7 protein-coding genes and 1 pseudogene are annotated in these 24,859 nt (G+C 65.7%); 5 read left to right on the top strand and 3 right to left on the bottom strand.

All coding sequences use genetic code 11. From position 1 onward, the window contains the following. Positions 1–2: 2 nt before the first annotated feature. Positions 3–2,093 (bottom strand): alpha-amylase family protein, encoded by a 2,091-nt coding sequence (locus tag AC5RTB_RS11420; protein WP_494061196.1) that lies wholly within the window; start codon positions 2,091–2,093, stop codon positions 3–5. 50 nt (positions 2,094–2,143) lie between these two features. After that, on the bottom strand, positions 2,144–2,860 hold the full coding sequence (locus tag AC5RTB_RS11415) for an SLOG cluster 4 domain-containing protein (RefSeq protein ID WP_494061395.1): 717 nt from the start codon (positions 2,858–2,860) through the stop codon (positions 2,144–2,146). 544 nt (positions 2,861–3,404) lie between these two features. Here AC5RTB_RS11415 and AC5RTB_RS11410 point away from each other — a divergent pair. The 4 genes and pseudogenes from AC5RTB_RS11410 to AC5RTB_RS11395 form a co-directional block, all read left to right on the top strand. Next, positions 3,405–3,719 (top strand): annotated as a pseudogene (locus tag AC5RTB_RS11410) (SpvB/TcaC N-terminal domain-containing protein); the annotation flags it as partial. A gap of 55 nt (positions 3,720–3,774) precedes the next feature. Beyond that, on the top strand, positions 3,775–13,155 hold the full coding sequence (locus AC5RTB_RS11405; RefSeq protein WP_494061195.1) for a Tc toxin subunit A-related protein: 9,381 nt from the start codon (positions 3,775–3,777) through the stop codon (positions 13,153–13,155). Then, entirely contained in the window at positions 13,152–13,520 is a 369-nt protein-coding gene (locus tag AC5RTB_RS11400; protein ID WP_494061194.1) for a nucleotidyltransferase domain-containing protein, read from the top strand. The genes AC5RTB_RS11405 and AC5RTB_RS11400 overlap by 4 nt, the downstream gene beginning before the upstream one ends. Before the next feature lie 146 nt (positions 13,521–13,666). Beyond that, complete coding sequence (locus tag AC5RTB_RS11395) at positions 13,667–21,787, top strand: SpvB/TcaC N-terminal domain-containing protein (RefSeq protein WP_494061193.1); 8,121 nt, start codon at positions 13,667–13,669, stop codon at positions 21,785–21,787. A gap of 344 nt (positions 21,788–22,131) precedes the next feature. Here AC5RTB_RS11395 and AC5RTB_RS11390 read toward each other — a convergent pair whose 3' ends face one another. Further along, on the bottom strand, positions 22,132–23,193 hold the full coding sequence (locus tag AC5RTB_RS11390; RefSeq protein WP_494061192.1) for a TadA family conjugal transfer-associated ATPase: 1,062 nt from the start codon (positions 23,191–23,193) through the stop codon (positions 22,132–22,134). 263 nt (positions 23,194–23,456) lie between these two features. Here AC5RTB_RS11390 and AC5RTB_RS11385 point away from each other — a divergent pair. After that, positions 23,457–24,859, top strand: a 1,403-nt coding sequence (locus AC5RTB_RS11385) for a GH25 family lysozyme (protein ID WP_494061191.1), incomplete at its 3' end; no start/stop codon positions are given.

Raw genomic sequence — 24,859 nt, 5'->3', positions numbered from 1 at the left:
TTTCACACGACTCGTTCGAAACACAGTGCCTGGACCTGATTAGGCTGCAGCCCGACACCGATTCCGTGCTGGAGTAGCGCTCTCCCAGGCATCGGCCGGCTCCACAGATACCGGTTTGGGTCGAAGCCAATGAGGTCGCGGACCTGGTACCAGTCGTCGGGGAAGTGCGACAACCAGGCCCGGGCGTGCATGCCGACGTCAAACGTCGCGGTCGCCCAGTCGGCACGGTCGAGATTACTGAACAGAAGGATCGGCGCCTCCACGGGATCCACTCCCCACCGACTGCACGCGAATATCGAATGAGGGCCGTTCGCCGAGAATTGCATCAGCCGTTCCCGGTTGTCGCCCCGCAGCGAGGGGTGCCAGTTTCGTAATGCACCCCCTTGACCGATCCATGTGGCGAGGTTATTCAATTCGGTCGGCAACAGGCCCTGTCGCCTGTACCAAAGTGTGGGCACGCCGCCCTTCGCCTTGAATCGCAATTGCTCACTCTCGGCGTATTCGTCTCCGGCGAGCATGAGGAAAAGGCCGCCAAGCAGCTGCATCGTCATCACCGCATTCCCGTAGGCGGCAAGGTCTCCACCAAAGAAGTGGATTGCCCGCCTCTCGTCGTGGTTACCCGTTCCCAGGAACTCTCGGTTTCGAAACACCACTCCACAGGCGTTCCAAAGCCGGTCGACGTCCTGTTCTGCGAATGCCCGGAGCACCCCCATGTAGTCCGACGACTGCACGACATCCGCGACGCAACTCGTGTAATCCTTGCGATCGTGGTCTTCCATCACCCAGATCATGGACGCATCCTGCCCTCTGCGCTCACGCACCTGCATCTCGACCCACGGCAAAGTCTGTTCGAAGAAATGGAAGGGCATAGCCAGACAGTGATCAATCCGGAATCCGTCCACCCCTAACTCGACTGCCGCCCAGGCCATCGCCCGTCCGATGTAGGCAAGCACCCGCAGGTTCTGCGGCGTTCTCGGATACCACATCCGGTCTGCCGGGCTGCCCCCGTGATTCAAGTGCTTGACGTCTGCCCAGATTCCATACCAGTCAGGGGAATAGGTCTCGTTCACCGACTCCGCCCCGAACGGATTGGCAGTGCCATCCGGATAACGGGCCGCGTACATCTGGGGCAGCATGTACTCTGCGTAGTCCTTAACATCTTCCGGGTATTGCGCACTGTCCAAGCGTTCCTGAACCATACCGAGTTGGGCGTCGTCGATCACCGAAAGCGTATAGTCGCGTCGGGGGGCCGTGACTCCCGCTTCGGTAGGTAGCACATCCCGATAAATGAAGTTGTGGCCCACGTGATTCGGCGCGATCTCAATCAAGACCTTCATGTTCAGTTGGTGAGCCCGAGCGACCAGCTCCTTCATCGCGGCGTTCGCCAGTTCGTGCTGTCTGTCCAAATCCCAGGGCGGCACTCCACGGGAGCCTTGGGACAGGTCGGGGTCGATCGAGAACCAGTCGTTGCTGGCATAGTCGCTTCCGGCGTCGTCCTGCCCCTCCCTACGAAGCCACGGGTCCAATCGGTACGGCACTTGGAACCAGACGCAGTTCACTCCCTGGTCTCGAAGTGTCGTCAAGTTGTACCAGCCGGTCTCGGCTTCAAGGAGGTCCTCGATCAGCGAGATGTCCGTGCTGGCCGACCTGGCGTTCACCTTGTCGATCGGCACCTCACGAACGATCAGATCCGCGGTATCAGTGGCGCTGACGCGGAGGACAAGTCTGTTCTGCAAGCCGAACGTAGCCGACCAGTTCGTTGGGCCGGCATAATCCTGCGCCCAGTACTTTTCTCCCTGGATGACCACGTACGCAGTCACGATGAAAGTACCGAGCGATGCTTCCGGAAGAGTGAGGGAGAAGGCTTTCTGGTGATCGTCGGTGGGTGGTGTCTCGGTCATGGCGATCGCATGGAAATCGACGGGATTCGCGTTCCCATAATTCGTCCACGCGAATGCGGTAACGCCCCCGAGGTCCACGTCCTGTCTCGCAGTGACGCCCATGCCGACAGTGAGCCGATCCCCTTGCGTCAACTTGACCCGGAGGGATCCCGGGTCTACCTGCGCAGTTCCAAAGCCGATGCGCTCAATCATGTGCACTCCATCAGGGTGATTTCTGTTCGAAATTGGTCAGAGCCTGGCAGTCACCGCCCGGCTGCGGTGATCGACGCTTCGACGAACGCGGCCCAAGCCCGCGCGTCACCGAGGGTGTGCCAGGCCGGTCTGTCCTCGAGCGGGCCGATGGTTCGGAGGAGCTCCTCGACGATCGCGTCCGCCTCTGCATCCGTCCGCGGGAGGGGCTGGTGCCAGAAGCTGCCGTCGGGACTATCTGCCCATACGTAGGCCTGGCGGATGCCCCTCCGAACCGAGTCCTCGTCCTCAGCCGGCCTGATTCGATTGAGTGCTGCTGTTTTGAGAGTCCGCATAGTCGCCTTGGGCACCGCTGTGTCAGGACCGTTCACTAATGCGACGGGGCGGTGGAGGTAGAGGGCGAATATGGCCTCGGAGGACGTTCCGTCGCTGGCTCCTATGGCGATCGCAGCGTCGCACAGACATGCTTCGACGAAGTTGCGTTCGTGCCCTCCGCCTGGCGTCAGGACTACGCCACGATGCGATTCCCTCCACGGCGCGGGATAAGGCTCGTTCGCGACTCCAATCCACACCGGGTCGGCGGTGGTGTTACTCCCCTCGGCGGCCACGATCGCGATGTCCTTGATTTGGGTGGCGGGTATCCTCCACGTGCCACCGGTCAGAACGATGGCCCCCTGGCGCCCTATCGCTCTTCCCAAGAGCCACGCTGCCTCAGGCTCATTGTCGAAAGGCTTATTACTCCCGAAGACTGCGATTACCGGGGGTGGCATTGGCACGGCTAATTCCTCTCCGCTCAGGTCTTATGATATTCCGCCCGGCCTGCACACGCGCAAGGAAATGAATGAATCTCTGGAAACGGAGCCTTCCGCCCGCCCACCAGGGTCTGCCTGCAGACCTGCACAACAACGGCAGCCCAACAGCGAGAGTGCCATGTCTCTGACCGACGTGTCGCTGGTGCGCTCCTCGCGAATCACCACCTCCAGTCGTGTTGAGAATCTGCACGTCCTGAGGGTTGTTGAACGTCGGTTATCGGCCTTGCAGAACGGGCAGGCACTGCAACCGTAGGGGCTTGGTGGAATGTCCGTGGCAGACTCGAAGACGCTACGCTTTTCGACGAGGCACCCCTTCGCGCGACGAAGAGTTTTTTGCGAGTTAGCACACTATTGACAGCACGTGGGAGTGCCAATACCGTTAGATCTCCGAAGAATTTGCAGGCGAGGCCCATTCTTTCCCTTTCGGCCTCCAAGCCCCTGAGGCATCTGCGGTCCGTAATTCTGTACGGCATCGTTCGTCTATTCGACACTACTGTGAACGATGTTTACCATGGCGGACATCCCGGCAACGGATAAAAGCGGGGGCAGTTGGCGCAGCCAATCTGCGCCGGCAGTCTCTCTTCCAAAAGGCGGCGGAGCAATCCGCGGTATCGGCGAGAAATTCGCAGCGAACCCCGTTACGGGAACCGGTTCCATGACTATCCCGGTTGCGCTCAGCGCTGGGCGTTCCGGTTTTGGCCCTAAATTAACCATGACCTATGACTCCGGTGCTGGAAATGGTCCGTTTGGGTTCGGGTGGTCCTTGAACATCCCCGCCATCACCCGCAAAACAGATAAAGGTATCGCCCGCTACTTCGATGAGACCCAGTCCCAATGGTTACTCAGTTGCCGAGCTCAGAGAGGAACGGTCCATGCCTACCGACGACGCCTTCTCCATCACAGGTTTCATCACCGATACGCAGGGCCAGCCGGTGGCGGATGCGCAGGTGGAGTCCTTCGTGACGCTGAGAGATGTCAGAGAGCCACGGCCCGCGGGGGTGGCCACCACTGACGTCGAAGGCCGCTACGTTATCGACGTGCCAACTCCCGAACGCGGCATGTGGGTGGAGGCATCGATCCGGGTATTGGTGGCCGGCCGGCCGCCCCTAAAGTCACCGGTGCAAGACGCACAGGCGCCCCGCACGGTCATCGACCTGCGAGTCGACCTTGGGGACGGCGAGGAGCCGCCGTTCCGGGTGCACGGAACCGTCCGGAACGAGGTCGGCGACCCCATGCCTGGAGTCACGGTCCTGGCGTTCGATCGCGATCTACGCAGTGAGGAGCTGCTCGGACGGACTACCTCCGATGAAGACGCCGGGTACGAACTTCGCTACAGCCCGGATCAGTTCCGGCGGACGGAGAAGGAGGCCGCCGACCTTCTCCTACGGGCACTGGACACGCATGACGAGGTGCTTGCGGAGTCCCGCACCGTGTTCAACGCGGCGCCCGATGTCGTGGTGGATCTGCAGGTAAGCGGGACGCGGTGGGCCGGCCCGTCTGAGTGGGATACCCGGACCGCGACCCTCCTGTCACTGCTCGGCGACGTGAAGCCGGCCGAATTGCGTGAGGACGACACGTTCGGGGACATCAGCTTCCTCGCCGGGGAGACCGGATACACGCCGCTGGACATCGGCCGTTGGAGCGCGTGCTTCCGCATCGCACAGCGGGTCGCCGAGCAGGACCAACCGCTCTCGCCCGAGGCGGTCTTCGCGTTCGTCCGCCAGGGGGAGCCCTCCGTCTTCCGAGACCAGTTACTGGAGGATATGAAGCACCCTGAACGCATCCCGCTCATCGAGGACGCCCTGATCGGCGGCCTGGCGGACCTCTCCACCGACCTGCAAGTCTCGCTGCTCGAGGCCGCAGTTGCCGAGAATCTCGTCCCTGCGCGCCTTACCCGGGACATCGAGGCGATTGTTCAGACTCTTGCGGCCTTGCGGGTTTCCCGCACCAGCGACCGCAGGCTCGGAGCGGGGAGGGGAACGGTGGTCGAGCTTCTGGAGGCGGCACACACCCCGGACGACGATCGACAGGTGATCCTCGAAACCCTGTCCACGCGTGCCGTCCCGTTGGAGGAGTTATGGTCGCAACTGCAATCGGACGAGCGGGTCTCAGCTGAGACGGTTCGGCACGTCCGGACGACGTTCGAGCTCGGCGGGCTCACCCGCAGCCACATCCCGCTGGTCACCGTCCTGGCCGACCGCATCACCGCGGGAGAACTCGCGTCCCAGCAGGATCTGGCTAGGCTGTCGCCCGAGGATTGGAAGGGCCTGCTTTCCACGGCGCAGCCCGACGGGTCGATCATCGGGGCGCCGGCCAACATGGACGGCGAGACCGAGGACGACCGGTTGGCCATGTACGCGGCGCTTCTGGACCAACAGTTCGAACGGCGGTTCCCGACGACGTCGTTCGCGGCCAAGGTGGCGCGCTCGCCCCAGGTACACCCGGAGGAATCTGTCACGGCGGCCTTCCTCGAGGCCAACCCGGCGTTCCAACTCGACCGTTTCCGCGTTGACCACTACCTCGCGCAGGAGGTCGACGCACTCAACACGCTCGACGACCCGGTCGCCGCCGTTACGGCGATCAAGGCTGTGCAGCGGGTCTTCAAGCTCAACCCCACGTTCACCGCGGTCGACGCCCTCATAACGCGCGGCATCACTTCCGCTCAACAGGTGTACTTCATGGGACAAACGCAGTTCTCCGCCACGTTGAAGGACTCGGGCGTGAATGGGATGGACGCGTTGCGCATGTACCGACGCGCGGAGTCGACATACGCAACCGCCCTCGCGCTCTTTGCCGATCTCAACGTCCCGCTCAATGGTCCCGTGCCCGCCGCCGTCGGGGCGGCGGCTCCGGACGGCGAGACCCAGGCTACGATCGCGGCACTCCCCAGCTTGCAGGCGCTGTTCGGATCGCTGGATTACTGCGAGTGCACGCAGTGCCGCTCGGTGTACAGCGAGTCGGCGTACTTCGTCGACGTCCTGCGCTTCCTTGGCGACCGGGGTACCCAAGGAACCGGGATCAACGCCGGCAAGAACGTCCGAGACGTCCTGCTCGGGAGGCGCCCCGACCTCGGCGACATCGAGCTATCGTGTCAGAACTCGAACACGCCGCTGCCGTACATCGACCTCGTCAACGAGGTGCTCGAGCGCGCCATCTCCCCATCCGGCGCCACGATCGATCCCACGCTCGAGGCTGACCTCGTCGCCGGTCCAATCCGCGCAACAATCAGAACCGCGCTGGTGAGTATCGGGATGCCCATCACCGCGGACGCCCAGGTCTACGCACCGGATTCCCGAGGGCACTGGGGCATCCGTGACGCCTGGCATTCCTACGCGGTGGCCAAGGACGCCGGGGTGCTGTCGGTCAGGTCTACCTGGCAGACGGTCGGTACCGCGGACGAGGTCCGCGCCAACCCCGAGCACGTACAGGACGCCGCCTACGTCACCCTCGCGAACGCGGTCTACCCGCCGTCCCTGCCCTTCGACCTACGTCGAGAGCAGGTCCGCGTCCAACTGACCAGCCTTGGGACCAGCCTTCCCCGCCTGCTGGAGCTCTTCCGGCAGACGACTCCCGGTGGCACGAGCCCCAGCGATGACCAGCTGAACCATGCCCGGCTGGGGATGACCGAGCCGGAGGCCCAGATCATCACCGGCACCCGGGACGATCTCTCGGCGTGGGACTTCTGGGGACTGGCGGAGGCGGCAAACAACGTCCCGAATCCGCTGACGCCGACCGACCCGACGACCCATCTCACTGGCACGTGGATCGAGGTGCTGTCGACGGTCCCAGCTCTGCTGAACCGGTCGGGGCTCACCCTCCGACAGTTGCTGCAGTTGCTCGAGTTGCGGTTCGTCAACCCTGCAGGTTCGATCCGTGTCCTGGACTCCGCCGACCCCAACGCGGCCGCCTGCGACCCCTCTACCTTCACCGTGGCCGGACTCGACGAGGACGCGCTCGGCCGCATCACGCGGTTCGTACGCCTGTGGCGTCGGCTCGGCGCGCCGATGTGGGAGGCCGACATCGCCCTTCGCGCCGCAGCCCCGGATCCTAGCCTTCCCGCCCCCCTGACCGAGGCCACGCTCTCGACGCTTGCGGGATACACCGGGCTGGCAAACCGGACGTCGCTACCCCTCCCTGTGGTGACCTCGGTGTTCGCCGGCTTCGACGACCACGAGTACATCGACCGGACCGCCGACGGGGCACCGGTCGTCCGCACCCTCTACCAGTCTCTGTTCAACAACCGCCTGGTGGACGTGAACGGCGGCTTCCCGCCGGCCCAGTCCGAACTCTCCGGGACGGTCGGTGACCGGATCCCCGGCATTCTAGCGGCGTTGCGGCTGAGCGAGCCGGACCTCGCGCTGATCCTGGCAGACCAAGGGCTCACGCACACCTCACCGCTCAACGCCGACGTGCTGGCCAAAATCCATCGTGTTGCCGTGATCGCACAGGCGGCTGGCTTGCGCATCGCCGACCACCTCACGCTCGTGCGGCTTTGGGGCACCGACCCGTATACGGACCCCGCCGCTGCCGATGAGCTGCTCGACGTCGTCGCCCGGGTCCGCCGCTCGCGCTTCTCCCCCGCCGAGTTGCAGTACCTCCTCGACCCGACGACGCCGACGCCACCGGGCGTCGGACTCGAGGACCGGACCGTCGCCACGTTCTTGCGCTCGCTGCGGCAGGCGCTGGAGGAGATGACGACGGCCACCGTGCGTCAGCCGGACACGACCCGCGCCGACTACGTCGCCGCCCACATCGGGTCGTTGCCGACGCTCGCCTCGGACGCCGACGCCGGGGCCGCCCTCGCTCTCGTGATGGGCACCTGGGCCGGCGAGGAGGCCGACCGCAACGGGCTCATCGATCGATACTTCACCGGCGTTGTCGACGACCTGACCGCAGCGCACGCCGCCTTCGCCGCGCTGCCAGACGGGCTCTCCCCCGCTGACCGCGAGGCCTCCGTCGAGCAGCGCCTGTTGTTCCTCCAGCCGCTTCTCGAGGCGTTCCTGGTCGCCACGCGCCGAGAGGCGATCGTCGTCCAGCAGGCAACCGGGGTGCTGGGCCTCGATCAACCGACCGTCGGCCTGCTGCTGGCGACGTTGCACCTTCCCGGGGACGGCGCCCCGTTGCTCACCGTGGTCGGCGATCCGGCGCTGCTCGTCCGTGACGCCGACGGCACATTCACCCACCCGCTGGACCAGACTGGCTTCCCCCGCATACACCGTGCCCTGCGGCTGCTACATAAGTCCGCCTTGGTGATCAACCACCTCGACATGACCGCCGACGTCGTGCAGTGGTGGGTGACCGGCACGAACGCGGCCGACCTTGGCTGGTTGCAGGCCGAGAGCCTGCCGCTGGACGCCGGCCCCGTGCTCCCCCTAGAGCGGTGGATAGCGATGGAGTCGTTTTTCCACCTGATAGCGGGGCTGGACCCGTCTACTCAAACCCCAGCCGACTACCTCGACGAGCTGGTGGACCCCGCGGGCACGTCCGCCGACACGCTGGCCGCGCTCACCGCGCTTACGGGGTGGTCGGCCGCGGACCTGGACTCGCTTGTGACCGCCTTCGGCTGGCTGGACCCGGCGGCCCACGCCGACACCGTGAAGAGGGAGCTGCGCGTCGCGAAAAACCTAGAGCGCGTGCGTGAGTGCACCCAGCTGCTGCGCGCTCTGGGCGTGACCGCCGCTCGGGCGATCGCCTGGTCGACCGTGACGCCCTCTCCAGCGGTCGCGGACGAGACCAAACAGGCGCTCAAGGCGAAGTACGACCTCCCGCAGTGGCTCGAGGTGATACGCCCGGTGCAGGATGCACTTCGCGAACGCCGGCGCGACGCGCTCACAGCCTGGCTCGTCGCCCATCCCGACGCGGCCTCAGGCCAGAGCTGGACTGACATCAACGGCCTCTACAGCTACTACCTGATCGACGTGGAGATGGCCGCGTGCATGTTGACCACCCGCGTCAAGCAAGCGTCCGCATCCGCACAGCTGTTCGTCCAGCGCGTGCTTCTCGGCCTGGAGCTCGACATCGTCGCTGACGCGGGCGCGGACCGAAAGTGGAACCAGTGGACGTGGATGAAGCACTACCGGACGTGGGAGGCGAATCGGAAAGTCTTCCTGTACCCGGAGAACTGGATCGAGCCGCAGCTGCGCGACGAGAAGTCACCCTTCTTCGTGGAGCTAGAGCAGGAGCTCCAGCAGAAGGACGTCACCGCCGACACCGTCGAGGACGCCTACCGCACCTACCTATCGAAGCTCGATGCGGTGGCTAACTTAGAGATCCGGAGTACATACCTGGAGCACCGGAGCCCGACCGAGTCCCGGCTGCACGTGTTCGGACGCACCAGAGCTTCGACCGGGCCGACGTACTACCATCGGACCCGCGTCAACGGGGTGCGGTGGACGCCTTGGGAGGAGGTCGGCTTGGACATCCGCGCCGATCACCTCATGGTCGGCGAGCACAACCGGCGACTCACCTTGCTTTGGCCACAGTTCGTTGAGAAGGCAGAGCACGCTTCCCAGCAGAAGACTCCGGTGGAGGACGCGCTCACGACCATCGTTGAGCCGACCCGCTTGTGGGAGGTTCGCCTGTACTGGAGTGAGTTGCGTGATGGGAAGTGGTCCACCGAGGTCCTCGCTGACACGCCGCACATAATGTACCAAGCGCAGACGAACGGTGACGCACCGGATCGCGTTGAGTTCCGGACACGGATGCTCCCGCAGGTGCGGACGCGGGTGTTCCGGACTTCGGACGGCGCGGTCAACGCCCCGTACGGCATGGAAGCGTTCGACAAGATCGGTTCCCAAGTCCAGATCGAGCAGGCGAGCACCACCGAGCAGCTCATCGCTCCACCGATGGCGCGATTCCACAACAATTTGATTCTGCACACGGGCTCGACGCAGTACTTCTGGTACAACTCCGTTGAGGAGGTCGGCAAGGGTCACCAGCTCGGTGCCCACGAGGGTGCGCCGTCGATCCAGCTCCTCAACGCAATCCACGGCGGCCGCATGTACTCGGTGATCGACTCCTCCGCAGCCGCTTTCGGTGACGTCGGCTCGTTCTTCACCTGGGACGACGCGCGGACCTACTTCGTAGATTACGAGCACCGTAGCGGGAGCACTTACTCCTCGAGCGGGAACGCTTACTCCTCGAGCGGCTGGCACGACTGGGCCAGCTCCGCGTTCACTTTCCACGTCCACTACCACCCGTACGTCCCATTGTTCACCCGCGAGTTGACGTTCGGGGGCCTGCCGGGGCTCCTGAACCGTCGCATCCAGGTCGACCCCACGTCGATCCCCAAGGCCCCGATGCCGTTTGACTTCGCCACATACCAGCCGCAGGCCGCTGTTACACAACCGCTCCCGCTCGAGCAAGTCGACTTCGACTACGCCGGGCCGTATGCCTCTTATAACTGGGAGTTGTTCTTCCACATCCCGATGTATCTGGGCGACCGCCTGGCGGCGAACCAGCGTCACGAGGAGGCGCTGCAGTGCTACGGGTATGTCTTCGACCCCACGAACACCGACAACACCACCGACGACCCGCAGACCCCGCAACAGAAGTACTGGATCACCAAGCCTTTCTATCTGGCCACAAAGGCGGACTACTACAAGCAGAAGATTGAGAACATCATGGTGGCGATCGCCAGGGGTGACGCAGAGCTGCGCGCGCAGGTGGACGAGTGGCGCAACAACCCCTACAACCCGCACCTCATCGCGCGGATGCGCACCGTCGCCTATCAGAAGAACGTGCTGATCAAGTACATCCAGACGATCATCGCGTGGGCCGACCAGCTGTTCTCCCAAGACCGAATGGAGACCGTTGCGGAGGCGACCCAGCTTTACGTGATGGCCTCCGAGCTGCTCGGTGCCCGTCCACAAAGCGTCCCGCGGAGCGCGCCCAATCCAGTCAAGACTTACTACCAGCTCCAGGCTGAGGGGATCGACGACTTTAGCAACGTGCTGACCGAAATCGAAGGCCTGGTCTCGGCGAGCACGGCAACGTCCGCGCCCGGTGAGGACGCCCCTGAGCTGCCCCGCCTGGATGTCCTGTATTTCTGCATCCCGCAAAACGACAAGCTGCTGACGCTGTGGGACACTGTGGATGACCGGCTGTTCAAGGTGCGCAACTGCATGAACATCGCCGGGACCGTTCGCCAGCTACCCCTCGTCGACCCCGTCCTCGACCCCGGCGCCCTCGTCGGTGCCGCCGCGGGCGGCGTCGACCTCTCCACCGCGATCGCGGATCTGAATGCACCGTTGCCGCTGTACCGATTTTCCAGCACGATCCAGCGCGCCCACGAAGTGTGCGCCGAGGTGCGTGCCTTGGGCGGGGCGCTGCAGAACGCCCTGGAGAAGCGCGACGCAGAGAGCCTCGCCAGCCTGCGGTCCACCCACGAGCGCGCAATGCTCGAGCTGGTCCGGCAGGTACGGCTCGACCAGATCAGTGAGGCCGAGTTCACCCGTGACGCGCTCGACGGGACTCGCTCGCTTGTCGAGCATCGACAGCAGTACTACTCCCGGTTGCTGGATGAGGGCCTCAGCGACTGGGAGATCGCGAGCCTCGCGCTCACCGGCGGCGCGATCGTCGCCGAGACCGTGTCCACGGTGCTGGGACTGCTCGCCTCCGGGACCAGCCTCATGCCGACCTTCACCGCGGGTGCGGCCGGCTTCGGAGGGTCACCGTACGTCACCGTCGGCTTCGGCGGCGAGAACGTCTCCGGCGGTATGAGCAAGGCGGCCGAGGTCTCCCGCAGTGTGGGCAGCATCCTCCAACTCGGCGCCGGCATGACCGCCACCATCGGCGCTCATGACCGCCGCGCGCAGGAGTGGGAGCTGAACCGGGACCTCGCGACGCTCGAGCTGCCGCAAGTGGACACCCAGATCCTGGCGGCGGACTTGCGCCGGCGGATCGTCGAGCGTGAGCTTGTCAACCACAACGCGCAGGTGCGCAACGCCACGGCGGAAGACGAGTATCTGCACTCAAAGTTCACGAACGAGGAGCTCTACGACTGGATGGTTACCCAACTGTCGGCCGTGTACTTCGAGAGCTATCAGCTCGCGTTCGACCTGGCCAAGCGTGCGGAGCGATGCTTCCGCTATGAACTCGGGCTCGCGGAGTCCAGCTACATACGGTTCGGGTACTGGGACGGGCTGCGCAAGGGGCTACTCGCCGGCGAGCGGCTTGGGACGGACCTGCGCCGGCTGGAGACGGCGTACTTCCAGCACAATCGGCGCGAGCTCGAGCTCACCAAGCACATCTCACTTGTCTTCCTGGACCCGGTTGCTTTGGTCAAGCTGCGGCAGAACGGCGAGTGCTTCGTCGAGCTGGCCGAGACGCTGTTCGACTTGGATCACCCTGGCCACTACTTCCGTCGCCTCAAGACCGTGTCGTTGTCCATACCGTGCACGGTCGGCCCGTACACGAGCGTGAGCTGCACGCTCACGCTGACCCGGGACACCCTCCGGACCGAGCCGACGCTGCTCGCCGGGAAATACGCCCGAGATACCGACGCGGCGGACCCTCGGTTCCGCGACGGGGTCACCGCCGTGCAGTCCATCGCCACGAGCTCCGCGGTTAACGACAGCGGCCTGTTTGACCTGTCGTTCTCGGACGGCCGGTACCTACCGTTCGAGGGTGGCGGTGCGGTCAGCATGTGGCACATCCAGCTGACCGACACCCCTCCACAGTTCGACCACGGCACGATCTCCGACGTCGTCCTGCATGTGCGGTACACGGCCCGTGACGGCGGCGCAGCCCTGCGGGCTAAGGCGACGGAGAACGTCGCGGAGGTCGTGAATGCCCTCGCCCTGGCCGACAACCGCCGGGGCATGCACCGCGTGGTGGACGTCGCCCGCGAGCTGCCCGACGAGTACTACCGATTCCTGCACCCGGCGACGTCCGATCAAGATCAGATCCTCCAGCTCGGCAACCTGCGTGACCGTCTGCCGTGGTTCACGCGCTCGTTCCCGGGCGCGAAGGCACGCAGCATCGAGGTCGCGGTGAAGTCCGACGCTGGCTCGTTCCAGGTCATGCTGTCCCCTCTCGGATCGACCGACGCTGACCTGCTGACCGTCCGGGCCGACCCGACCTACACCGGCCTTCTGCGGGGGGCCAAGGACCTCACCGGCTCCGAGGTGCCGCTCGATGTCTGGACGCTGAAGATGCGCACGGACGGCGCGGCTGACTTCCGGTCGCTGAATGCGGACGACGTGCAAGGCCTATACCTGGTCGTTGGTTACGTGATGGAAGGGGCGTCATGATTACCTCCGACGAGCTGTCCGGCCTCGTCGCCCGGATCCGGGACCGGGCGCACCCGGAGCACATCGTGCTTTTTGGGTCGCATGCCAAGGGGACGGCAACCGACCGCAGCGACATCGACCTGCTGGTCGTGGTCGACACCGTGCAACCGATGGCTCTGCGGACGTCGTCGCTGCGGCCGCTGTACGCCACGATGACTGTCCCGGTTGACGTTCACGTTTACACCCCGGAGGAAGTGCGCGAGTACGGGTCGCAGCCGTACCACTTCCTCAACACGGTCTTGCTCAGTGGCACGGTCCTGTACTCCGACCCGCGCGCACCAGGGCTGCCCCAGATGGGCCGTGACCAAGGCGTCCGGTCTGCGTGACCAGCATCGATAGCCGACCTGCGCCCCCGCCGCCGTCCGCGGACGGCGGCGGGCCCACCTCCGAGCAGCCGCCGCCGGTGTCCGGGCCGGGCCGGACGGCACCCCCGTCGATCACCTTGCCTCGCGGGGGCGGCGCCGTCCGGGGCATGGGTGAGAAGCTGGCGGCCAACCCCTCGACGGGGACTGCTTCCCTGTCGGTCCCGATCGCCACTAGCCCGGGCAGATCCGGCTTCGGCCCCGACCTGGCCTTGTCGTACGACTCCGGCGCGGGCAACGGGATGTTCGGACTGGGCTGGAGTCTGTCGTTACCGGCGATCACCCGCCAGACCGACCAGGGATTGCCCCGGTACGCCGACGAGGCCGACTCCGACGTCTTCCTGCTGTCCGGCACCGAGGACCTCGTGCCGATGTACCGCCAGGACCCGGACGGCACGTGGGTCGCCGTTCATCCGGGACACACCGTCGACCCGGCCGGGTCGTGCGTCCGTGACCCGGCCGGTGACCTGGTGCTCCACGAGTTCGACCTCGACGGCTACCGAGTCCGCCGCTACCGCCCGCGGGTCGAGGGGCTCTACGCCCGGATCGAGCGCTGGTCGAGTCTGGTCGACCGTGGCGACGTCCACTGGCGGTCGATCTCCGCCGACGACGTCATCACTATCTACGGCGCCGACGCGGGCTCGCGGATTGCCGATCCGAGGGACCGCACTCGGATCTTCACGTGGCTAATCTGCGAGACGCGTGACAGCCGGGGCAACGCTGTGCTCTACCGCTACCGACCCGACGACGGCACCCACGTCAACCTGGGCCGACCCCACGAGCGCAACCGCGGACCGGCCGACGACCCGCGCAGGGCCACGAACCGTTACCCCAAGCGGATCCTCTACGGCAACCGAGTCCCGCTGCTCGACGAGACCGGACGCCGCCCGCACACCCTAGACCAGACCGAGATCGACGCGCAGATCACCGGCGCAGGCTGGATGTTCGAGGTCGTCTTCGACTACGGCGACCACGACCCTGACGCCCCGCACCCCCGCGACGATGAACGTCGGGAAGCCGACGGATCTCCAACGTATCCCTGGGGCAGCCGGGCGGACCCGTTCTCCTCCTACCGCTCCGGCTTCGAGGTCCGTACCACCCGAACCTGTCGGCGCGTACTGATGTTCCACCACTTCCCCGGCACCGAAACGGACGGCGTGGGGATCGACTGCCTCGTGCGATCCACCGAGCTCACGTACTCCGACCAAGTCGACCCCACCGATGCCCGCAATCCCGTCTATACGTTCCTACGCAGCGTCGCCGACGTCGGTCACCGCCGCCAGGACGGTGGGTACACCCGGCGCAGCATGCCACCGCTCGAACTGGAGTACACCCAACCGGTCGTGCACGACGAGCTCGAGGAGGTTGACCCCCACAGCCTGGAGACCCTTCCGGTCGGCCTCGACGGCGCCACCTACCACTGGAGCGACCTGCACGGGGAGGGCGTCCCCGGTGTCCTGGTGCAACAGGCCGGCGCCTGGTTCTACAAGCGCAATCTCAGCCCGGTCCCAGTGGAGGAGTCCGACCACGGCGGTGGCGTGTTGCAGGCCCGGTTCGGCCCCCTCGAGACTGTCCAGCCTGCACCGAGCCTCGCGCTAAGCGGCGGTGCCGAACTTATGGACCTGGCCGGTGACGGCCTGCCGGACGTCGTCCTCATGGCCGGGCCAACCCCCGGCCTGTACGAGCACGACGACGCCGACGGCTGGCAGCCGTTCCGGTCCTTCACCTCGCTTCTCGGCCACGATCCGGCCGACCCGAACCTGCGCTTCGTCGACCTGGACGGCGACGGGCACGCCGATGCGCTCGTCACCGAGGACGATGCGTTCGTAACGCACCCGTCGCTGGGTGAGGAAGGCTTCGGCCCGGCCCGCCGCATCGCCCAGTCGCTCGACGAGGAGACCGGTCCGCGCGTCATCTTCTCGGACGGCTCGCAATCGATCCAGCTCGCGGACCTTACCGGCGATGGCCTAGTGGACATCGTGCGCATTCGCAACGGCGACGTCTGCTATTGGCCGAACCTCGGCCACGGGCGCTTCGGCGCCAAGGTCGCCATGGATCACCCCCCGGTGTTCGACGACATGGACCAGTTCAACGAGGGACGCATCCGGCTCGCCGACATCGACGGCAGCGGCACCACCGACCTGATCTACCTGCACCGGGACGGCGTGCGCCTATACTTCAACCAATCAGGCAATGGGTGGGGCCGTGCGCACCCTGTCACAGCCTTCCCCCCGACCGACAACGTCGTCGAGGTCATGACCGCCGACCTGCTGGGCGACGGCACGACTTGCCTCGTCTGGTCTTCCCCGCTACCGGGTGACGCGCGGCAACCCATGCGTTACGTCAACCTCATGGGCCGCACTAAGCCGCACCTGCTCGTGCGGACGGTCAGCAACCTGGGCACCGAGACCCGGGTCTCCTACGCGCCGTCCACCCGGTTCTACATCGAGGACCGGCGGGCCGGACAGCCGTGGCTGACCCGACTGCCGTTTCCGGTGCACGTGGTCGAGCGCGTCCAGATCCTCGACCACGTCGGCCGGACCCGCTTCACCACCCGGTTCGCCTACCACCACGGTGACTTCGACGGCGTCGAACGTGAGTTCCGGGGCTTCGGGATGGTTGAGCAGTGGGACACCGAGACGGTCGACGCGTCCGACGACGGGCTACCGCCGGCTGAGAACCTCGCGCCGGAGTCCCACGTCCCACCGATCCACACCAAGACGTGGTTGCACACCGGCGTGCGCACGGACCGGCTCTCGCGGCAGTTCGAGCACGAGTACTACCGCGAGCCCGGGCTCACGATCGAGGACGCCAGGACCTTCCTGCTCGACGACACGGTGCTGCCGGCCGCCCTCTCCGCGGAGGAGGAGCGCGAAGCGTGCCGTGCCTTGCGCGGTGCGGTGCTGCGGCAGGAGGCCTACGCCGACGACGCCGGTCCGAACCCGGACGCCGGTCGCCTGCGCCGGGCCCGGACCCCATACACAGTCATCGAACAGAACTTCACCGTCCGGCTCGTGCAGCCGCAGGGCGCCAACCCGCACGCCATCGTCGACACCCACGAGCGGGAGACTCTCCGGCTGCACTACGAGCGGGACCCGGCCGACCCCCGGATCGAACACACGCTGACCCTCCAGGTCGACGGGTACGGGAACATCATCAAGCACGCCGCCGCCGGCTACGGGCGCCGCACCACGGTCCGGACGGTCGATACCCAGGGCAACGTCGTGCAGGTTCCCAACCCTCGGCTGACGGCGCTGCACCCGGCCGACCGCGCGACTCAGACCACGACCCTGGTGACCTACACCGAAAACCGGGTGACGAATGTGGTCGACGTCCCCCACGCCCACCACGGCCCGCTGCCGTGCGAGTCCAGTACGTTCGAGCTGACCGGATACCCGTTCACGGGGCCGGATGGTCGCTTCGCCTTCGACGACCTCGTCCAGGTGGCGCCGGACCCGGGCGGTGGAATCACCCACCGGTTCGATTCGGAGGTCTCGTTCGAGGCAGCGCCCATCCCGGGCGACCGGTGTCGACGCCTCGTGGAGTGCCTGCGGACGCTCTACCGCCGCGACGATCTGACGGCCTTGCTCCCGCTGGGAGAGCTGGAGCCGCTAGCCCTCCCGGGGGAGGCCTACCGGCTCGCATTCACCGATGGATTGCTGGCGCAGGTGTTCCGGCGGCCGGTTCCCGGCCAGGGGCCGCAGGCGTTGCTGCCCAACCCCGCTGCCGTGCTCGGCGGCCCAGGCGGCGAACGCGGCGGATACCTGGAGGGTCAGGTGCACACCGTCGCGGGCCTCTTTCCGGCCGCCGACCCGGGCGGGCGCTGGTGGATGCCAGCCGGACGATCGTTCTTCTCCCCCGACGCATCTGAGCCGCCCGCGGACGAGTTCAACCGGGCCCGGCAGCACTTCTTCTCTCCGCGCCGGTACCGCGACGCGTTCGGCGCCGAGTCCCGTGCCGACCTCGACCCTGACGACCTGCTGGTCGTGGCCACCGAGGACGCCCTGGGCAATCGCATCATCGTCGACATCATTGACTATCGGGTGCTGGAGCCCCGGGTGGTGAGCGACCCGAACGGCAACAGGAGCGCGGTCGTCTTTGACACGCTGGGGATGGTGGCCGGCACAGCGGTGATGGGCAAACCGACGCCGGCCCCGGCGGAGGGTGACTCGTTGGACGGGCTCGTCCCCGATCTCACGCCAGCCGAGCTCGACGCGCTCATCGGGTCGGCCGACCCGCGCCCTGTGGCCGCCGTCCTCGTCGGGTCGGCCAGCACGCGGGTCGTCTACGACATCGACCGCTTCCGCCGCACCCGTGCGGCGCACCCTGACGACCCGGACCGGTGGCAGCCCGTCTGTGCCGCGACCCTGGCCCGTGAGACCCACACGAGTGCACCGTTGCCCTCGCACGGCTTGCGCGTCCAGCTGGACTTCACGTACTTCGACGGGTTCGGCCGGGAGGTCCAGCGAAAAGTGCAGGCGGAGCCCGGGCCGGTTGACGGCGACCCGTCCGTCGTCGACCCGCGCTGGGTGGGCACCGGCTGGACCGTCTTCAACAACAAGGGCAAGCCGGTCCGCCAGTATGAGCCGTTCTTCTCGACCACCCACCGCTTCGAGTACGGCGTCGCCGTGGGCGTCACCCCGGTGCTCTTCTACGATCCGACGGAGCGGGTCATCACCACGCTGCACCCCGACCACTCGTACGAGAAGGTCGTGGTCGATGCCTGGCAGCAGACGACGTACGACGCGAATGACACCTGCGCCCCGCGCAACGTGCAGACCGGTGATCCGCGCACCGACCCCGACATCGCCGGCTATGTCGCGCTGTACTTCGCCGGCCTGCCTGTCGCACCCCCCGGGTCCGAGTGGCGAACCTGGCGCGAGCAACGCCTCACCGGCGGGCTCGGGCCGCACGAGCAGGCCGCTGCCGAGCGCGCCGCCGCGCACGCCGACACCCCCGCGACCGTGCACCTCGACCCGCTGGGCCGGGCATTCCTGACCGTCGCGCGCAACCGGATCGTGTGCGCCGGCCACGACCACGACGGCACCGAGAACACCGTCGAGCACCGCGTCGAGCTGGACATCGAGGGAAACCAGCGGGTCGTGCGCGACGGCGACACCCAGGCCGGCGACCCGCTCGGCCGCGTCGCCAGCCGCTACGCCTTCGACATGCTCGGCAACCGGATCCGCCAGGACAGCATGGAGGGCGGAACCCACTGGATGGTCACCGACGCCGCTGGGATGCCCCTGCGCTCCTGGGACAGCCGGGGCCACGACTTCACGACGACCTACGATCCGCTGCGCCGCCCGGTAGCGCAGCAGGTGCGCGGCACGACCACCGAATCGGACCCACGCACGTTGGCGGCCGACGTCGTCGTTGAGCGCATCGAGTACGGCGAGGGGCTTCCCGAAGCCCGGGCCCTCAACCTCCGCACCCGGATCGTGCGGCACTTCGACCCCGCTGGCGTCGTGACGAACGCGAGGTCGGACGCGACGGGGGCCCTGGTCGAGGCCTACGACTTCACGGGCAACCTCCTGCACAGTACGCGCCGCCTCGCCGCCGACTACACCGCGATCCCCGACTGGTCAGGGCAACCCGTGCTCGAAGCGGAGTCGTTTCGCACGAGCACCCGGTACGACGCCCTGGACCGGCCCGTACAGTCGACAGCCCCGTCCAGCAACAAGCCTGGAGCGACCCATAACGTCATCCAACCGGTCTTCAACGCGGCGAACCTCGTCGAGCGCGTCGATGTCTGGCTCGAGCTGGCCGCAGATCCCGCGGGCCTGCTGGACCCGGCCGCCACACCGCCATCCGACGTCGGCTTAACCGGGGTGGACTACGATGCCAAGGGGCAGCGCCGGCGCATCGACTACCGGAACGGGGCGAGCACGCACTACGACTACGACCCCGCCACGTTCCGGCTCACCCACCTGTGCACCCGGCGCGGCGCCGGGTTCACCGAGGACTGCCTCAACCCCTCCCCGCCGCCCGACAATGCCGCCGCCCCGTTCCCGCCGCCGCCGGGCATCGACTGCGGCGTGCAGAACCTGCGGTACACCTACGACCCGGCGGGCAACCTTATACACATCGAGGACCACGCCCAGCAGACCGTCTTCTTCCGCAACCAGCGGGTGGAGCCGAGCAATGACTACACCTACGACGCGCTGTACCGTCTCGTCCAGGCCACCGGCCGCGAGCACCTGGGCCAGCTCGAGGACGGCAGCCGTCGGCCGCCGAGCCCACCGGGCGCGGTCGGACCGCACCCGCGTGTGGACCACCCGGGCGATGGTCAGGCCATGGGTACGTACATCGAGCGCTACGTGTACGACGTCGCCGGGAACGTGCGGCAGATACAACACCGCGGGAGCGACCCCGCCCACGCCGGCTGGACGCGCGTCAACGAGTACACCGAGACCAGCCAGACCGAGGACGGCACGGGCGGGTCCCCGGCCAAGACGAACAACCGGCTCAGCCGCAGCACACTCAACCCCAATAGCGCCAACCCCCAGGTGGAGACATATGACCACGACGTCCACGGGAGCATGAGCCGGATGCCACACCTGGGGGGCGGACTCCCGGGGCCGAACTTGCACTGGGACTACACCGACCAAGTGCACCGCATCGATCTGGAGAACGGCACGGCCTCGTTCTGCGTGTACGACGCCGGCGGCGAGCGAGTCCGCAAGGTATGGCACAAGACGCCCGGGCTCATCGAGGAGCGTCTGTACCTCGGCGGCTTCGAGATCTACCGGCGGCACGGCGGCGCCCTCGGCGCGGGGACGGCCGTACTCGAGCGCGAGACGCTGCACGTGATGGACGACGGCCGGCGGCTGGCCGTGGTGGAGACCCGCACCCTCGACGTCGCCGGCGACGACCCGGCACCGCGGCAGATGATCCGCTACCAGTTCGGCAACCACCAGGGATCGGCGAGCCTGGAGCTGGACGAGGCCGCGCAGATCGTCTCCTACGAGGAGTACGCGCCCTTCGGTGCCTCCACCTTCCAGGCAGTCCGCAGCCAGACGGAAACGCCCAAGCGGTACCGGTTCACCGGAAAGGAGCGCGACGAGGAGAGCGGGCTGTACTACTTCGGTGGCCGCTATTACCCTCCGTGGCTGGCGCGGTGGCTGAACTGCGACCCGGCCGAGTTCGTCGACGGCGTGAACCTGTACGTGTACGTGGCGGGCAATCCGGTGCGCTTTACCGATCCTACCGGGCTCGGCAAGGAGGAGCAGCGCCTGGGCGCCAGCATGGAGAAGGCCAGCAAGGAGCATCAGGACGCCGCTAACAAGCGACGGCGGGAGAAGAACTTGGAGCCGGTCAAGGTGCAGCGGCAGAAGCGGCTCACCGGCAAGGAGACGAAGATCCTGGACGAGTTCAAGACCACGCCCGGGGGTACGAAAATGGACGTGGATCTCAAGGGCCGACATCTCGGCTCCAAGCGCAACCAATCCGCGGCCAAGCGCAAGGCCGACATCCGCACCAACCTGAACCAGGTGAAGGAGCAGATCTCCGCGCTCGAGGCCAAGGGAATGATCGGACCGCAGACCAAGGGCGCCGCACTACGCGTCATCCACGACAGCGACAAAGGTGTGTCATCGGCCAAGGCGCTCACCGAGTGGAAAAAGGAGGCGGCGCAGGTCCGTCAGCAGTGGATCGACGAGGCGATGGACCCTGCAGAGAAGGCGCTGCGCAGCCGTGTACACGCGACCACGACGACCCGTGAGGCTTACACCAAGGCTACGAAGAACCTGCGCGCCAAAAAGCCGGGTCGCGCTGGTGGGACGGCGGGCAAGGTGCTGTCGGTCGGGATCGCGGCGTACATCCTGTTCGACACCGGTGACGCCTGGGCCGCCGCCAAGACCCTCAACCCGGTGGGGAGCACCACGGACGCTTTGACGTCGGGCGACATCACCATCCTCGGAGTCGCCGAGGGTGTCGCGAAGGACGCCTGGAGCTTCACCCCGATGGCGACCGCGCAGTGGGTATTGTTCGACCTGGTGGGCCCGCAAGGCGACAACTATTGGTCACAAAAACTGGCCGACCGGGCTGAGGCAGAGGGCCGCAACCCATTCTGCGCACAGTGCCACGGACCCGGTGGTGCGCTCGACCCGAACAACGAGTGGAATCAGCAGGCCCGGTTCCGCAATATGCCGGACCTCCGCCCGAGTTTGAACAATGACATCGATGTGGACGCGATGCGGGCATGGATTGAATCCATGCAGAGGCAGTGAAAAAGGTATGCGTGCAGGGTGAACCGTACTAGAAGAGCCAGATAATTATGTGTCTCTTGGGCGCGATATTTCGTAGCGTGCAATTCCATCCGGTTGCATTTGCGAGTTAATCCGCGCCTGCGGCCGCTCGATCAGGCATCGAGAGCACAGATAGAGTGCCTCACAGCAGTTCGGAGTCATCTTTCCGATGGTTCTAGTGGCCCGTCTTTGTAGTCGTTGAGCGGTTGGCTTTCTTGAGGGGACTGCCCCCGGTTCTATTGACGCCCTGACCTGGTGAGCTGGCGTTCACGGATGGATGCCGATTATGCCCCGGGCTAGCTTGCGGCGGAGTTCCCGCCAGGACATTATCGATGTGGCCCTGCCTCACAGGCATTCACGCTCGGGCGACCGCTACAACTAGCAGGCCCACGGCTCCGGCGCGTTGGGAGCGCCTCCCTCGCCCGCGACCGCGCTCGTGAAGGTACACGTCTTTTGAGAAGTGCCGCATCATGCGCGCTGTTGGCGTGGACGCTGCACATGCCTGGAAGTCCCGAATTCAAGGCGATCAGCATGTCGAGGCTCTCCGCCTCACGGACCTCACCGACGATCAGCCTGTCAGGTCGCATGCGAAGTGCTTCCTTCACCAAACGGCGCAGCGGGATTTCACCATGGCCCTCAAGGTTGGGCTGTCTGCACTGCAGACCAACCACGTCACGCAGGGGAAACTGAAGCTCAAAGATTTCCTCGACCGTAACAACCCGTTCGCGCGGCCCGATGCTGGCGCCTAGGCAATTGAGCATCGTCGTCTTGCCAGCCTGAGTTGCACCGGATACGAGGATATTCAGACCGCTCGCCACAGCAGCACCGAGGAATGTTGCGGCCTGCGGCGTCAAAGATCCCAGCTCAACAAGATGCTCCAGCCTCGTCGCGCGAGAGATGAACTTTCTGATGTTCACAGCCCAGTGGCGCCGCGTGACATCGGGTATCACCACGTGCAGACGGGAGCCGTCCGGCAGCGAGGCATCGACGAACGGGGACGACAGATCCAGCCGTCGACCGGACGATTTGAGCATCTTCTCCACGAGATCGCGAACCTGCTGCTCGGAGAGAGTCAGCGAGGTCAGCTCCGACTCCCCTGCTCGCGCTGCATAGATTTCAGATGGTGAGTTGATCCAGATTTCCTCGATTGAGGGGTCATCCAACAGCGGCTGCAGCGCGCCGTAGCCGGCAACGGCGTCGTAAACATATCGGTTGGCCTGTTCAAGGTGGCCGAGCGGAGGGAGGGATCCTACAAGCGACCGCTCGTCATAGTCATTCACGGCAGCTTCCACAAGGCGCCGCACCTCCGCGCTTTGAAGCGTCGGGTCAAGACCACGGCGGCGGATAAGTTCTCTTACCTCATCCTCAACAATGCGCACTGCATCCATAGTTTTCCCCAAGGATTCGGCATGCAGACGGGAGAGGCACGCCGGAGACTGTCAGACTGATAATGCACGTTCAAGCTCGTTCCCTGCCTCAAAGCGTAGGGCACACCAAATCAACTTACCTAGCCCGATGAAGGGCCTGTGGAGAACTCTGCCACGGCTCGTCACTCCTGACCCTCTAGTCGCATACGTAACACGCAGGTTTTCTTTCCACCGGGGAAGATGCCCGATCCATTCGGGGGCCTGCACTATCTGGAGACCTCACCGTGATAGCTTCCCGCGCATCCAAAACCATCGCGCTCTCTTCCCTCGTTACCCTGGGCCTCCTCACCGGCATGACGCCGGCAGTCGGCACTGGACCGGGAGCTACAGCATCCCCGAGTCCCGCCGACGCGACGGCCGCGACAGAGTCGGCGGTTCCCGTCGAGGAGCTATTGCCTTCCCCGTCGGCGACCCCTTCACCCTCAGTGACAGCGCCGCTGTCGTCGGAAAAGCAGCTGACTGCGGCTGACTACCAACGCAACGCAGCTTTGCTCGCAGATCTCATCGGGAAACACGGTGCGAGCATGGGCCAGGGGCTCGAGCGGCTCGAAGAGACGGGGAACGCGCAGGAGCCGTCATCGACTGAGACTTCGTCGCTCCCGAAGAGTTTCGACAGCACCTCTGAGACGGACTCAGGCGCTGCGATGGCTCCCACTGCCACCAACTACTGGCAGCCGTCGTCGGGAGTTCTCGGCGTCGATGTAAGCAGCCACCAGGGCAACGTCAACTGGAGCGGCGCCTGGAATTACGGCTCCCGCTGGGCGTACGTCAAGGCAACGGAAGCTCTCGTCTATAAAAACCCCTACTTCGGCAGCCAGTACAACGGTGCCGGCAACCGCGGGATGCTTCGCGGCGCCTACCACTTCGCCATCCCCAACGTCTCCAGCGGTGCTGCGCAAGCAGATTACTTTGTCGCCAACGGTGGCGGGTGGAGCGCAGATGGGAAGACTCTTCCCCCGCTCCTGGACGTGGAATACAACCCATACCCCGAGTTGGGCAATACGTGCTACAACATGAGCGCTTCGCAGATGGTCAACTGGATGCGCGATTTCTCCAACCGGATGGTCGCCCTCACTGGACGCAAGCCGATGATCTACACAACCACGGACTGGTGGTACCGGTGCACGGGAAACAGTGCTGCGTTTTCGGACCACGCTCTGCACATAGCCTCATACAACAACTCCGGTGCCGGCACTCTGCCCGCGAGCTGGAGCTTCTACAGCGTCTGGCAGTACACGAGCGAGGGTCCGGTTGTCGGCGATTGGAACCAGTGGAACGGTTCCATGACAAGCCTCCAGGCCTTCGCCGGGGGCGGCAGCGCTCCCACGGCTGTCTCAGCCAAGCCGTCGGTGCGGGCGCTTGCGGATATGGTGGCGATCGATTCATCCGGCAGGCTGTGGAACTACCCGGCTAACGGGAAGGGCGGCTTCGGCACACGATTCCAGATCGGTTCAGGATGGACGGGTATCAAATCGATCAACCCTGTCGACTGGAATGCTGACGGAACCATCGATCTCCTGACCCAGCGGGACAACGGAACCCTGAGCTACTACCCAGGCAAGCCCACCGGCGGATTCAACCCACCCGTTCAGATCGGCTCCTCCGGCTGGCAGGACTTCAGCCTCGC

The sequence above is a fragment of the Arthrobacter sp. M71 S08 genome (genome assembly GCF_059089725.1).
The sequence above is the reverse complement of the archived record's forward strand: the minus strand, read 5'-3'. Positions and strand labels throughout refer to the sequence as shown.

Bases quoted from the DNA above. Each gene is read 5' to 3' on its own strand.
- AC5RTB_RS11405 (WP_494061195.1), top strand. From the start codon at position 3,775: ATGCCTACCGACGACGCCTTCTCCATCACAGGTTTCATCACCGATACG.
- AC5RTB_RS11390 (WP_494061192.1), bottom strand. From the start codon at position 23,193: ATGGATGCAGTGCGCATTGTTGAGGATGAGGTAAGAGAACTTATCCGC.
- AC5RTB_RS11420 (WP_494061196.1), bottom strand. From the start codon at position 2,093: ATGATTGAGCGCATCGGCTTTGGAACTGCGCAGGTAGACCCGGGATCC.
- AC5RTB_RS11395 (WP_494061193.1), top strand. From the start codon at position 13,667: ATGGGTGAGAAGCTGGCGGCCAACCCCTCGACGGGGACTGCTTCCCTG.
- AC5RTB_RS11400 (WP_494061194.1), top strand. From the start codon at position 13,152: ATGATTACCTCCGACGAGCTGTCCGGCCTCGTCGCCCGGATCCGGGAC.
- AC5RTB_RS11415 (WP_494061395.1), bottom strand. From the start codon at position 2,860: ATGCCACCCCCGGTAATCGCAGTCTTCGGGAGTAATAAGCCTTTCGAC.